Raw genomic sequence first — 12,421 nt, 5'->3', positions numbered from 1 at the left:
GATCCGGCGAGTTTACCCGCGCGGGCAGCCGGATCCGGGAGGGCCGCGGCCCCGACGGCTAGCGTGATCCCATGCAGATCGAGCACCGCTACGCCCTGTCCCTCGAGTGGACGGGCGACCGCGGATCCGGCACGTCCGACCACCGCTCCTACGGCCGCGACCACGTCGTCCGCATCGACGGCAAGCCCGACCTGCTGGGCTCCGCGGACCGCCCGTTCCGGGGCGACGTCGACCGGTGGAACCCCGAGGACGCCCTCATCTCCGCGCTGGCCCAGTGCCACCTGCTCAGCTACCTGCACGCCGCCGCGACGGCCGGCGTCGTCGTGGTCGGGTACCGCGACGAGGCCACGGGCACCATGCGGCAGACGGACGGCGGCGGCGGGCACTTCGTCGAGGTCACGCTGCGCCCCGTGGTCACGGTGCGCGACCCCGCCCACGTCGAGCTCGCCACGTCGCTGCACGCGGGCGCCGCCGAGCGCTGCTTCATCGCGTCCTCGGTCAACTTCCCCGTGCACCACGAGCCGCGCACCGTCGTCGCGGAGGCCGCCGCGTCCTGATCCGTCGGCGTCCGGACGACCTGCTCCCGCACGCCCGCGCGACCCCCGCGACCCCTCGCGTCCCTCCCCGCACGCCGCCCCTGTCAGCCGTCCCCCGGCCGCGTCGGGCAGACTGTCCGGGTCCCTCCCACATACCTGGTGCGTCCGGCGCGCCGATGAAAGCGATGACCGTGAAGCGACGCATCCCCCTCACCCTGGCCGCGGCCGCGATCCTGGCGCTGTCCGCCTGCTCCAGCGGCGGCACGTCCGACGCGGACCCGTCGGCGAGCCCGACGGCCGGCGCGCGCACCGCGGGCGCCTCCTGCATCGACACGCCCTCGGGCGACGCGTCGAAGTCGGTGAAGGTCTCCGGCGACTTCGGGTCCGCCCCCGAGGTCACGGTCGACGGCCCGCTGTCGGTCGACACGACCGAGCGCACGGTCGTCACCGAGGGCGACGGCGCGGAGATCGCGGCCGGCGCCACGGCGAACATCGCGCTCGCCGGCTACAACGGCACGACCGGCGAGGCCCTCCCGCAGCTCGCCTACAACGCCGAGGCCCCGCTGCCCGCCACCATGAACGACGGCGCGCTGGTCCCCGGCGTCGTCCGCGCGGTCGAGTGCACCACGGTCGGCTCGCGCGTCGTCGCGGTCGTGCCCGCGGCCGACGGCTTCGCCGCCGAGCAGGCCACGCAGCTCGGCCTCGGCGCCGACGACCCCATCGTCATCGTCGTCGACGTCCTGAGCCAGGCCGCGACCCGCGCCGACGGCGTCGACCAGCCCGCGCCCGAGGGCTTCCCCGAGGTCACGCTGGCGGACGACGGCGCCCCGACCATCACGATCCCGGACGCCGCCCCGCCGACGGAGACGCGCATCGCGAACCTCAAGGCGGGCGACGGCGACGAGGTCACCGACGGCGCGAGCGTCACCGTGCAGTACACCGGCATCAACTGGAACACCAAGAAGGTCTTCGACTCCAGCTGGGAGCGCGGCCAGTCCGCCACGTTCGTCACCTCGCAGGTCATCCCCGGCTTCACGAAGGCGCTCGTCGGCCAGAAGGTCGGCTCGCAGGTCATCGCGATCATCCCGCCGGCCGACGGCTACGGCGAGGCGGGTTCCGGCGAGGACATCGGCGGCACCGACACCATCGTGTTCGTCGTCGACATCCTGGGCACGCAGCCCGCCGCCGCGGGCCAGTAGGAGCAGCCGTGCGCCGCGTCATCGTCCTCGGATCCACGGGCTCCATCGGCGTGCAGGCCCTCGAGGTCATCGCACGCCATCCGGAGCGGTTCGAGGTGGTCGGGCTCGGCGCCGGCAGCAAGCGCGAGGCGCTCGCCGAGCAGGCGAGGATCGCGGGCGTCGAGCACACGGCGCTCGGCGCGGACGAGGCCGAGCAGCTCATCCGCTCGGTCGACGCCGACGTGGTGCTCAACGGCATCACCGGATCCGTGGGGCTCGGCCCCACGCTCGCGGCGCTCGAGGAGGGCCGCACCCTCGCCCTCGCCAACAAGGAGTCGCTCATCGTGGGCGGCGAGCTCGTCCGGTCGATCGCGAAGCCGGGCCAGCTCGTGCCCGTCGACTCCGAGCACTCCGCCATCGCGCAGGCCCTGCGCGGCGGCACCGCCGAGGAGGTCAGGCGCCTCGTCGTCACGGCCTCCGGCGGGCCGTTCCGCGGCCGCACGCGCGCGGAGCTCGCGCACGTGACGCCCCGCGAGGCGCTCGCGCACCCCACGTGGGACATGGGCCTCGTCATCACGACGAACTCCTCGACCCTCGTGAACAAGGGCCTCGAGGTCATCGAGGCGCACCTGCTCTTCGACGTGCCCTACGACCGGATCGACGTGGTCGTGCACCCGCAGTCGCTCGTCCACTCGATGGTCGAGTTCATCGACGGCTCCACGCTCGCGCAGGCGTCGCCGCCGGACATGCGGCTGCCGATCGCGCTGGGGCTCGACTGGCCGCACCGGATGCCCGACGTGGGCGTCCCCATCGACTGGACCCGCGCCGCGACCTGGACCTTCGAGCCGCTCGACGACGAGGCCTTCCCCGCGGTACTCCTCGCCAAGGAGGTGGGCCGGGCCGGATCCACGTACCCGGCCGTCTACAACGCCGCGAACGAGCAGGCCGTGCACGCGTTCCACGCGGGACGCGCCGGCTTCCTCGACATCGTCGACACCATCCGCCGCGTCGTGGACGCGCACGAGCCGGCATCCGGCGCGCTCACCCGCGAGTCCCTGGCCGAGGCGGAGCGCTGGGCGCGCGCCGAGGCCGACCGCGTGCTGGGGGTCTGACCCGGCCGCTCGGATCGCCGCCCGCGAGGTCGGCGGGACGGCTCAGCCGTTCCCCGATCCGCCGTTCCCGTTGCCCGAGTTCCCGTTCCCGTTCCCGGAACCGCCGTTGCCCGAGCCGCCGTTGCCGGAGTTCCCGTTCCCCGTGCCGCCGTTGCCGCCGCCGTTCCCTGACTCGCCCTCGCCGTCGTCGTCGCCTCCCGGTGCCGGGCTCGGGGTCGGGCTGGGCGCGGGCGTCGCGGTGCGCGTCGGCGTCGGGGTCGGCGTGGGCGACGGCGTCGCGGTGCGCGTGGGAGCCGGCGTCGGCGAGGCGCTCTCGGACGGCGCGGGCGTCGGCGTCGGCGTCGATCCCGCGGCGTCGCGCGCGGCCTCGAGCTGCGCGCGCACCGCGTCGATGCGCGCGATGACCTCGTCCCGTCGGGCCTTGTCGATGGATCCGTCGGCGAGGTCGGCCTCGACGGCCGTGCGCAGCTCCTCGAGCTGCGCGAGCGCCTTGGCGTAGTCGCCGTCGGCGGAGGACTGCGTCACCGACAGGGTGCGCTGCTGCAGGTCGTCGAGCGCGCGGTCCTCCGGGGTGGACGGGCCCGCGCAGCCGGCGAGCAGCAGGAGGGCGGCGGTGGTGGTCGCGAGGCCGACGGCGGCGCGGCCGCGGAGCGTGCGGCGCGCGGGGGAGCCGGGCTCGCGGCGGGGGGATGTGCGGATCACGGGGCGTCCTCCACGCTCTTCTGCAGCTCCTCGAGGCTGGCACCGAGGGGGCCGGGCACGGCCGGGTACGAGGTGTCGTCGTCCCGCATCGAGGTGACGGTCACGACGCCGACCACGGCGGCCGCCGCGATGAGCACGGAGACGACCGCGATGCTGAGGGCGCGGCTGCCGCGGCGCTTCGCCGGGACACGGTCCGGATCCCGCTCGGGGCGTCCGGCCGGCGGGGCGGGCGCCGTGCGCACGGTCGGCACGTCCGCCCGAGCGGTCGACGTCGCCGGCGCGGCGGCGAGCCGCTCCGTCCGGGCGTCGGGATCCGCGACGGGAGCGGCGGCGGCGCCCGCGAGCCCCGCGGCGGCCGCCCCGGCCCCGAAGCCGGCGACCTCGGCCGCGGGCATCACGCGCGTGGACTCCGCGGTCGGCTCGTCCACGCTCGACAGGGGCGCGCGCCCGGTCCGCAGCTCCGCGGCGACCTCGCGGGCGGTGGGTCGCGCGGCGGGGTCGCGGCGCGTCATGCGGGTGAGGAGGTCGACCCACGCCGCGCCGAGGCGGGCGGGGATCTCCGGGTCGCGCACGACGCGCGCCATGGTCGACTCGGCGGCCGTTCCCGGGAAGGTGCGGCGGCCGGTGAGGCACTCGAGGAGCACCAGGCCGAGCGCGTAGACGTCGGTCGGGGCGCCCACGGACTCGCCGAGCGCCTGCTCGGGGCTGAGGTAGCTGACCGTGCCGACGATCGACCCGGTGGAGGTGAGGCGCGTGCCGTCCACGAGGCGCGCGATGCCGAAGTCCGTGAGCTTCGCCGCGGCGGGCTCGTCGTCCTCGGGGCGCGCGAGCAGCACGTTGGCGGGCTTGACGTCGCGGTGCACGACGCCACGGCGGTGGATGTAGCCGAGCGCGTCCGCGAGGATCCCGCCGATGCGCGCGACCTCGGGCCCGGGCAGCGGCCCCTCCTTCATGCGGTCGGCGAGGGTGGTGCCGTCGACGATCTCCATCACGATGAACGCGAGCACGCGGTCGGCGACGACGTCGTCGCCCACGTCGAAGAGCGTCACGAGGCCCGGGTGGCTGAGGCCCGCGAGCATGCGCACCTCGCCCTCCTGGCGCTCGACCTCGGCCGGATCGGCGGAGTCGGTGGCGAAGACCTTGACGGCGACCTCGCGGCCGAGCGTCTCGTCGACGGCGCGGTGCACGGTGGCCATGCCGCCGCGCCCGAGCAGGCCGCTGATGCGGTACCGGCCGGCCAGCAGCGTGCCGGCGAGGCCGTCGGACCGTTCTCCGGGCATGGGGGCACCTCTCGTCACGGGATCACCAGCCTAGCCGGGGTCGCGCACACGGCCCCGGCCGCGCCGCCCGGCCGCCCCGCCCGATCCGCGCCACGGCGGCGTCCCCCCAGGGTGCGGGAGGTAGCCTCCTTCACCATGGACGGCGTCTTCCTCTACATCCTCGGGGTGCTCATCATCGTGGTCGGCGTCGCCGTGTCCATCGGCCTCCACGAGGTCGGGCACCTGGTGCCCGCGAAGGCCTTCGGCGTGCGCGTCACGCAGTACATGATCGGCTTCGGGCCGACCATCTTCAGCCGCCGCAAGGGCGAGACCGAGTACGGCGTGAAGGCCATCCCGCTCGGCGGCTACATCTCCATGATCGGCATGTTCCCGCCGCAGAGCTCGCGCGCCGGCACGAGCAGCACCGGCATCGCGCAGCTGGTCGGCCCCGACGCGCGCCGCGGGTCTGCCCCCGACGCCGGATCCGCGCCCGCCCCCGACGCCGACGACCGCGCCGGCCGCGGCTTCTTCGACCTCCTCGTGCAGGACGCCCGCCAGGCCAGCGCCGAGAGCATCGGCGACGAGGAGGGCCGCGCCTTCTACAAGCTGTCCGTGCCGAAGCGCATGGTCATCATGCTCGGCGGCCCCGTGATGAACTTCCTCCTCGCGATCCTGCTGTTCGCCGTGGTCCTCTGCGGCTTCGGCGTCACGACGCCCACCACCACCGTCGGCCAGGTGAACGCGTGCATCGTGCCCGCCGGATCCACGTCCTCCGCCGACGCCGCCACGTGCCCGGAAGGGGCGCCCGCCGCCCCCGGCGCCGCGGCCGGCCTCCAGCCCGGCGACACGGTCGTCAGCATCGACGGCACCCCGATCACCGCGTGGGACCAGGTCACCGGCATCGTGCGGGTGTCCGCCGGCCGGGAGCTCGACGTGGTCGTGGAGCGCGACGGCGCACGGCAGACCCTCGCCATCACGCCCGTCCTCACCGAGCAGGCCGTCATCGGCCAGCGTGGCGCCCCCGAGGTCGATGAGCAGGGCCGTCCGGTCACGCGCGAGGTCGGCCTCATCGGCTTCAGCCCCACGCAGGCCGTGCAGCGGCAGCCGCTCTCCGCCGCGTTCACGACTACCGGCGAGAACATGGCGGCCGTCGGCAACCTCATCCTGAACCTCCCGCAGCGGCTCGTGGACGTCGGCCGCGCGGCCTTCGGCGGCGGGGAGCGCGACCCCAACGGCCCCATGAGCGTCGTGGGCGTCGGCCGCGTCGCCGGCGAGATCGCGAGCCTCGACGAGACGCCGGTCGCCTCGCGCGCCTCCGCCATGATCGGGCTGGTCGCGTCGCTCAACGTGGCCCTCGGCATGATCAACCTCCTGCCGCTCCTGCCGCTCGACGGCGGGCACGTGCTCGGCGCCGTCGTGGAGGGCGTCCGCCGCTTCCTCGCGAAGGTCTTCGGCCGCCGCGACCCGGGCCCGGTCGACGTCGCGAAGCTCATGCCGCTGACGTTCGTGGTCGTGATCCTCTTCGGCGCCATGAGCGCGCTGCTGATCTTCGCCGACCTCGTGAACCCGGTCCGCCTCACCTGACCCGCCGCCCGGCGGCGACCCGGCCTCCGCGCCCCCGACGCACCGGGCGCGCAGGAATCGGACGTAGGCTCTGATGCGTGCCAGCAGTCAATCTCGGAATGCCGAAGGTCCCTGAGGTCCTCGCGCCCCGTCGGAAGACCCGTCAGATCAGCGTCGGCAAGGTGAAGGTCGGCGGCGACGCGCAGGTCAGCGTCCAGTCGATGACGACCACGCAGACGACCAACATCAACGCCACGCTCCAGCAGATCGCCGAGCTCACGGCCACCGGCTGCGACATCGTGCGCGTCGCGGTGCCGCACCAGGACGACGCGGACGTGCTGCACATCCTGGCGAAGAAGAGCCAGATCCCGATCATCGCGGACATCCACTTCCAGCCCCGCTACGTCTTCACGGCCATCGACGCCGGCGTCGGCGCCGTGCGCGTCAACCCCGGCAACATCCGGAAGTTCGACGACCAGGTGGGTGCCATCGCGAAGGCCGCCAAGGACGCGGGCGTCTCCATCCGCATCGGCGTCAACGCCGGGTCGCTCCACCCGAGCCTCCTGCAGAAGTACGGCAAGGCCACCCCGGAGGCGCTCGTCGAGTCCGCCGTCTGGGAGGCGAGCCTCTTCGAGGAGCACGACTTCCACGACTTCAAGATCTCGGTCAAGCACAACGACCCGGTGATCATGGTCAAGGCCTACCGCCAGCTCGCCGAGCGCGGCGACTGGCCCCTGCACCTCGGCGTCACCGAGGCAGGTCCCGCGTTCCAGGGCACGATCAAGAGCGCCACGGCGTTCGGCATCCTGCTCTCCGAGGGCATCGGCGACACCATCCGCGTCTCCCTCTCCGCGCCCCCCGCGGAGGAGGTGAAGGTGGGCCTGCAGATCCTGCAGTCGCTCAACCTCCGCGAGCGGAAGCTCGAGATCGTCTCCTGCCCGAGCTGCGGCCGCGCCCAGGTCGACGTCTACTCGCTCGCCGAGCAGGTCACCGAGGGCCTCAAGCACGTCAACGTCCCGCTGCGCGTCGCCGTCATGGGCTGCGTCGTCAACGGGCCCGGCGAGGCCCGCGAGGCCGAGCTCGGCGTCGCGTCCGGCAACGGCCGCGGGCAGATCTTCGTCAAGGGCGAGGTCATCAAGACCGTGCCCGAGGCCGAGATCGTCCAGACCCTCATCGAGGAGGCCAACCGCCTCGCCGCCGAGATGCCCGCCGGATCCATCGGCAGCCCCGAGATCCTGGTCTGACCCTCCCCTTCCCCACCCGCCTGCCCGGCGGCGTGCGTCCGCGCGCGCCGTCTGCGCGTAGGCTCTGCTAGTCGTCCGCCCGGCGGACCGCCCCACGAACTGAGGATGCTGTTGAACGGTAACGCCACATTCCGGCATCGGAACACCTCCCTGCTGGGGCTCGCCAGCGTCCTCGCCCCGCACACGGTCACCTCCGCCGAGATCGACGACCGGCTGAAGCCCGTGCTCGCGCGCCTCCGCCTCCCCACGGGACTCCTGCAGCGGGTCGCGGGCGTGCTCGAGCGGCGCAACTGGGACGCCGGCATGTCGTTCGACGCGGCCGCCACCCAGGCGGGCCGGAAGGCGCTCGCGCAGGCGGGCGTCGACGCGTCGCAGATCGGCCTGCTCATCAACACGTCGGTCACGCGCGCGCACCTCGAGCCGAGCGTCGCGGTGAGCATCCACAACGGCCTCGGGCTGCCGTCCTCCGCGCTCAACTTCGACATCGCGAACGCCTGCCTCGGCTTCGTCAACGCGATGACGCTCGCGGGCCACCTCATCGACTCGGGCCAGATCGACTACGCGATGATCGTCGACGGCGAGGACGCCGGCGAGATCCGCCACAACACGGTCGCGCGCCTGCTCCGCCCGGAGACCACCCGCGCCGACTTCCTCAGCGAGTTCCCCAGCCTCACGCTCGGCGCCGGCGCCGCGGCCGCCGTCCTGGGGCGCACGAGCGACCACCCCGAGGGGCACCGGATCCTCGGCGGCGTCACGCGCGCGGCCACCCAGCACCACGAGCTCTGCATCGGCGACGTCGACGGCATGTTCACCGACACGAAGGAGCTCCTCCGCGGCGGCATGGAGCTGGTCGTCGACGCGTGGAAGGAAGCCGCCCAGGACGACTGGGACTGGTCGGACATGGACCGCTACATCCTCCACCAGGTCTCCGACGTGCACACGAACGCCATCGTCAAGGCGGCGAAGCTCGACAAGTCGCGCGTGCCGCTGACCTACCCGCGCTACGGCAACGTCGGTCCCGCGAGCATCCCGATCACGCTCGCCGACCAGGCGGACAGCCTCAGCCGCGGCGACCGCGTGCTCTGCATGGGCGTGGGCTCCGGCCTCAACACGGCCATGACCGAGATCCTCTGGTAGCCGCGCCGTGACGCGCGAGGGCCGCACCAGCGCGGCGACCGTCCCCGTGCCCGGCCCCGACGGGCGCCCGCTGCCCGGCCTCGACCCCGCCTGGTCGCGCGTCGTGCGCGCCGGCGGCCACGGCTGGCACCTGCTCGACACGGGGGAGCGGCTGGCCGCCACGGGCGCGCCCGTCGCCGGCACGATCCTCTGCGTGCACGGCAATCCGACGTGGTCCTACCTGTGGCGGCGCATCGCGGCGGAGTCGCTCGCGCGCGCCGAGCGGGATCCGTCGCGCCCGGCCTGGCGCGTGGTCGCCGTCGACCAGCTCGACATGGGCTTCTCCGAGCGCACGGGCGAGGCGCGCACGCTGCCCACGCGGCTCGACGACCTGCAGGCCCTCACCGATGAGCTGGGGCTGTCCGGATCCGACGCCGCCGGTCCCGTCGTCACTCTCGGCCACGACTGGGGCGGCGTGGTCAGCCTCGGCTGGGCGCTCCGCAACCGCGACGTGCTCGCCGGCGTCATGGCGCTCAACACGGCCGTGCACCAGGAGGAGGGCGTGCCCATCCCGTGGCCGCTGCGCCTCGCGCTCGCGACGGGGATCCACGACGCCGCCACGCGCGGCACGCCGGGCTTCCTCGCCACCACGCTCGCCCTCGCGCACCCGCCGCTCGACCCCGCCGTGCGCCGGGCGTTCGCCGCGCCGTACCAGGGCGCGGACCGCCGCGACGGGATCCGCGGCTTCGTCGCCGACATCCCCGTCGGCCCCGCGCACCCCAGCCACGCGACGCTGGTCTCGATCGCCGAGGGCCTCCGCGACCTCGACCTGCCGGCCCTGTTCGTCTGGGGCCCGCGCGACCCGATCTTCTCCGACGTCTACCTCTCCGACCTCCTCGAGCGCCTGCCGCACGCGGACGTCCACCGCGTCGAGGGCGCCGGGCACCTGGTCGCCGAGGACCACGACTACGCGTCCGCCGCGCTCGACTGGCTCGCCGACCGCGTGGTGCCCGGATCCGCCCGCGCCGCTGTGCGCGCCCCCGCGGTCGCCGCCGACGTCGACCCCGTGCGCCCGCTCGGCGCGCTGCTCGAGGAGCTCCGCGACAGCGACGCCCCCGTCCTCGTGGAGATGGCGCCGCGCGGCGGCGGCGGACCCCGCAGCGTCTCCTGGCGCCTGCTCTCCCGCCGCGTCCGCGAGATCGCCGCGGGCCTGCACGCCCGCGGCCTCCGCGCGGGCGACCGCGTCTCGCTCCTCGTGCCGCCCGGCGCCGACCTCACGGCCCTCCTCTACGCGTGCCTCCGCATCGGCGCGATCGTCGTGGTCGCCGACGCGGGCCTCGGCGTGAAGGGACTGGGACGCGCGGTCGCCGGATCCCGCCCGGACATGGTCGTCGGCATCCCCGCGGGCCTCGCCCTCGCGCGCGCCCTCGGCTGGCCGGGGGAGCGGATCTCCGTGACGACCCTCGCGCCGCCCGTCGCCCGCGCGCTCGGCGTCGCCGCGAGCCTCCCGGAGATCGCCCGCGACGGCCGCGCGCAGGTCCTGCCCGCCGAGCCGGCCGCGGACGACGACGCCGCGATCCTCTTCACCTCGGGATCCACGGGCCCCGCCAAGGGCGTCGTCTACACGCACCGGCAGCTGGCCGCCCTCCGCGACACCCTCGGCGCCCGCTTCGACGTGGGCGTCGGCACGGGCCTCGTCGCCGGGTTCGCGCCGTTCGCGCTGCTCGGGCCGGCGCTCGGCGCCACGAGCGTCACGCCCGACATGGACGTGGCCCGCCCGCGCGACCTCACGGCCTCCGCGCTGGCCGCCGCGGCCCGCGCCGCGGACGCCACGGTCGTCTTCGCGTCGCCCGCCGCGCTCGCCAACGTCGTCGCCACCGCGGACGCGCTCACGGCCGACGACCGCGCCGCCCTCGGCCGCGTCCGGTCGCTGCTGTCCGCCGGGGCGCCGCTCTCGGAGGCGCTGCTCACGCGCGCCGCCGCGCTCGTGCCCGCCGCCTCGGTCCACACGCCCTACGGCATGACCGAGGGCCTGCTGCTCACCGACGTGACCCTCGACGGGATCCGCGCCGCCGCCCTCCGCGGCGACGCGGGCGTCTGCGTCGGCGCGGCCGTCGACCCCGTGGCGATCCGCATCAGCCCGCTCGACGCGGACGGCGCCGCGACGGGGGCGCTCACCACGGTGCCGGGCGTCACGGGCGAGATCGTCGCCGCCGCGCCCCACGTCCACGACCGGTACGACCGCCTGCACGTCACCGACCGGGCGGCCCGCCGCGACTCCGCCGACGGGGTCCGCCGCCACCGCACGGGCGACGTCGGCCACCTCGACGCGACGGGCGCCCTCTGGATCGAGGGCCGGCTGCCGCACGTGATCACCACGGCCGACGGCGTCCTCACGCCCGTCGGCCCGGAGCAGCGCGCCGAGTCCGCGCCGGGGGTCGGCCGCGCGGCCGCCGTCGGCGTCGGACCCGCGGGCGTGCAGCAGCTCGTCCTCGTCGTCGAGACCGTGCCGGCCGCGCGCCGGGTCGGCCTCGCGGAGGCGGGTCTCGCAGCCGCCGTGCGCCAGGCCGTGGACCTCCCGGTCGCCGCGGTGCTCGTCGTCCCCGTCCTGCCGACCGACGTCCGCCACAACTCGAAGATCGACCGGGCGCGCCTCGGCCGCTGGGCCGCGGGGATCCTCGCGGGCGGACGCGTGAGCGCGCCGTGATCGTGCTCGTCACGGGCGCGAGCGGCATGCTCGGGCGCGCCGTCGCCGAGCGCCTCGCCGTCGCGGGGCACGCGGTCCGCACCTTCCAGCGCCAGCCGTCCGGCCTCGCGTCGAGCGGCACCGCGCCCGTGCCCGGGGCGGTCGTCGACCTCCGCGGCAGCATCGCGGATCCGGCCGCCGTGGCCCGCGCGGTCGCGGGCGTCGACGCCGTCGTGCACCTCGCCGCCAAGGTCTCGCTCGCCGGGGACCCGGCCGACTTCCGCGCCGTGAACGTGGAGGGCACGCGCTCGCTCCTCGGCTCCGCACGTGCGGCCGGCGCGACGCGGTTCGTCCACGTCTCCTCGCCGTCCGTCGCGCACACCGGCCTCTCGATCACGGGCGACGGCGCCGGCCCCGCGGATCCCGTCCGGGCGCGCGGCGACTACGCCCGCACCAAGGCGGAGGGCGAGCTGCTCGCCCTCGCGGAGGACTCGCCCGGCATGCGCGTCCTCGCGGTCCGCCCGCACCTCGTCTGGGGCCCGGGCGACACGCAGCTCGTCGCCCGCATCGTCGACCGCGCCGCCCGCGGCCGCCTCCCGCTCCTCGGCCACGGCGCGGCGCTCATCGACACGGTCTACCGCGACAACGCCGCCGACGCGATCGTCGCCGCCCTCGACGCCGCCGACACCGCGCACGGCCGCGCCTACGTCGTCACCAACGGCGAGCCGCGGCCGGTCGCCGAGCTGCTGGCCGGCATGTGCCGGGCCGCCGGCGTCCCCGCGCCCCGCCTCCGCGTCCCCGCCGCCCTCGCCCGCGCCGCCGGGGGAGCGGTGGAGCGCGTGTGGGCCGTCCGCCCCGGATCCGACGAGCCGCCCATGACCCGCTTCCTCGCCGAGCAGCTCTCCACCGCGCACTGGTTCGACCAGCGCGAGACCCGCCGCGCCCTCGGCTGGACCCCCGCGGTCTCCCTCGACGAGGGCTTCGAGCGCCTGCGCCTCTCCTACGCGACCGGCGCCCGTCGCTGA

General features: G+C 75.4%; 10 protein-coding genes. 8 read left to right on the top strand and 2 right to left on the bottom strand.

What is annotated here, in order from left to right:
- Positions 1–71 precede the first annotated feature (71 nt).
- From ACT7CP_RS11350 to dxr, 3 genes are all read left to right on the top strand, one after another.
- On the top strand, positions 72–557 hold the full coding sequence (locus tag ACT7CP_RS11350) for an OsmC family protein (protein WP_445442298.1): 486 nt from the start codon (positions 72–74) through the stop codon (positions 555–557).
- 164 nt (positions 558–721) lie between these two features.
- Entirely contained in the window at positions 722–1,735 is a 1,014-nt protein-coding gene (locus ACT7CP_RS11345; protein ID WP_445442297.1) for an FKBP-type peptidyl-prolyl cis-trans isomerase, read from the top strand.
- A gap of 8 nt (positions 1,736–1,743) precedes the next feature.
- The gene (dxr, locus tag ACT7CP_RS11340) at positions 1,744–2,826 is read left to right on the top strand and encodes a 1-deoxy-D-xylulose-5-phosphate reductoisomerase (RefSeq protein WP_413963538.1); all 1,083 of its coding nucleotides are present in this window, start codon (positions 1,744–1,746) and stop codon (positions 2,824–2,826) included.
- 42 nt (positions 2,827–2,868) lie between these two features.
- Here dxr and ACT7CP_RS11335 read toward each other — a convergent pair whose 3' ends face one another.
- A complete protein-coding gene (locus ACT7CP_RS11335; RefSeq protein ID WP_445442296.1) occupies positions 2,869–3,528 on the bottom strand; it encodes a hypothetical protein in 660 nt (219 codons plus the stop codon).
- Positions 3,525–4,808 carry a serine/threonine-protein kinase gene (locus ACT7CP_RS11330; RefSeq protein ID WP_445442295.1) on the bottom strand — a complete coding sequence of 428 codons (1,284 nt, stop codon included), beginning with the start codon at positions 4,806–4,808 and terminating at the stop codon, positions 3,525–3,527. Before ACT7CP_RS11330 ends, ACT7CP_RS11335 begins: the two co-directional genes overlap by 4 nt.
- A 135-nt stretch (positions 4,809–4,943) precedes the next feature.
- On the opposite strand from ACT7CP_RS11330, the gene ACT7CP_RS11325 reads away from it, so the two are divergent.
- The 5 genes from ACT7CP_RS11325 (at position 4,944) to ACT7CP_RS11305 (ending at position 12,421) form a co-directional block, all read left to right on the top strand.
- The gene (locus ACT7CP_RS11325) at positions 4,944–6,371 is read left to right on the top strand and encodes a M50 family metallopeptidase (protein ID WP_445442294.1); all 1,428 of its coding nucleotides are present in this window, start codon (positions 4,944–4,946) and stop codon (positions 6,369–6,371) included.
- A gap of 77 nt (positions 6,372–6,448) precedes the next feature.
- Positions 6,449–7,594 (top strand): flavodoxin-dependent (E)-4-hydroxy-3-methylbut-2-enyl-diphosphate synthase, encoded by a 1,146-nt coding sequence (gene ispG, locus ACT7CP_RS11320; RefSeq protein WP_413963534.1) that lies wholly within the window; start codon positions 6,449–6,451, stop codon positions 7,592–7,594.
- Between the two features lie 105 nt (positions 7,595–7,699).
- Entirely contained in the window at positions 7,700–8,731 is a 1,032-nt protein-coding gene (locus ACT7CP_RS11315; protein WP_307507179.1) for a 3-oxoacyl-ACP synthase III, read from the top strand.
- A 7-nt stretch (positions 8,732–8,738) separates the two neighbouring features.
- Positions 8,739–11,417 carry an alpha/beta fold hydrolase gene (locus tag ACT7CP_RS11310; RefSeq protein ID WP_445442293.1) on the top strand — a complete coding sequence of 893 codons (2,679 nt, stop codon included), beginning with the start codon at positions 8,739–8,741 and terminating at the stop codon, positions 11,415–11,417.
- Entirely contained in the window at positions 11,414–12,421 is a 1,008-nt protein-coding gene (locus ACT7CP_RS11305) for an NAD-dependent epimerase/dehydratase family protein (RefSeq protein ID WP_445442292.1), read from the top strand. The genes ACT7CP_RS11310 and ACT7CP_RS11305 overlap by 4 nt, the downstream gene beginning before the upstream one ends.

Source organism: Clavibacter rahimiani (genome assembly GCF_052654495.1).
Note: the sequence above shows the minus strand (reverse complement) of the source record. Positions and strands in the feature narration are given on the sequence as shown.

Bases quoted from the DNA above. Each gene is read 5' to 3' on its own strand.
- ACT7CP_RS11345 (WP_445442297.1), top strand. From the start codon at position 722: ATGACCGTGAAGCGACGCATCCCCCTCACCCTGGCCGCGGCCGCGATC.
- ACT7CP_RS11330 (WP_445442295.1), bottom strand. From the start codon at position 4,808: ATGCCCGGAGAACGGTCCGACGGCCTCGCCGGCACGCTGCTGGCCGGC.
- ACT7CP_RS11325 (WP_445442294.1), top strand. From the start codon at position 4,944: ATGGACGGCGTCTTCCTCTACATCCTCGGGGTGCTCATCATCGTGGTC.
- ACT7CP_RS11350 (WP_445442298.1), top strand. From the start codon at position 72: ATGCAGATCGAGCACCGCTACGCCCTGTCCCTCGAGTGGACGGGCGAC.
- ACT7CP_RS11315 (WP_307507179.1), top strand. From the start codon at position 7,700: ATGCTGTTGAACGGTAACGCCACATTCCGGCATCGGAACACCTCCCTG.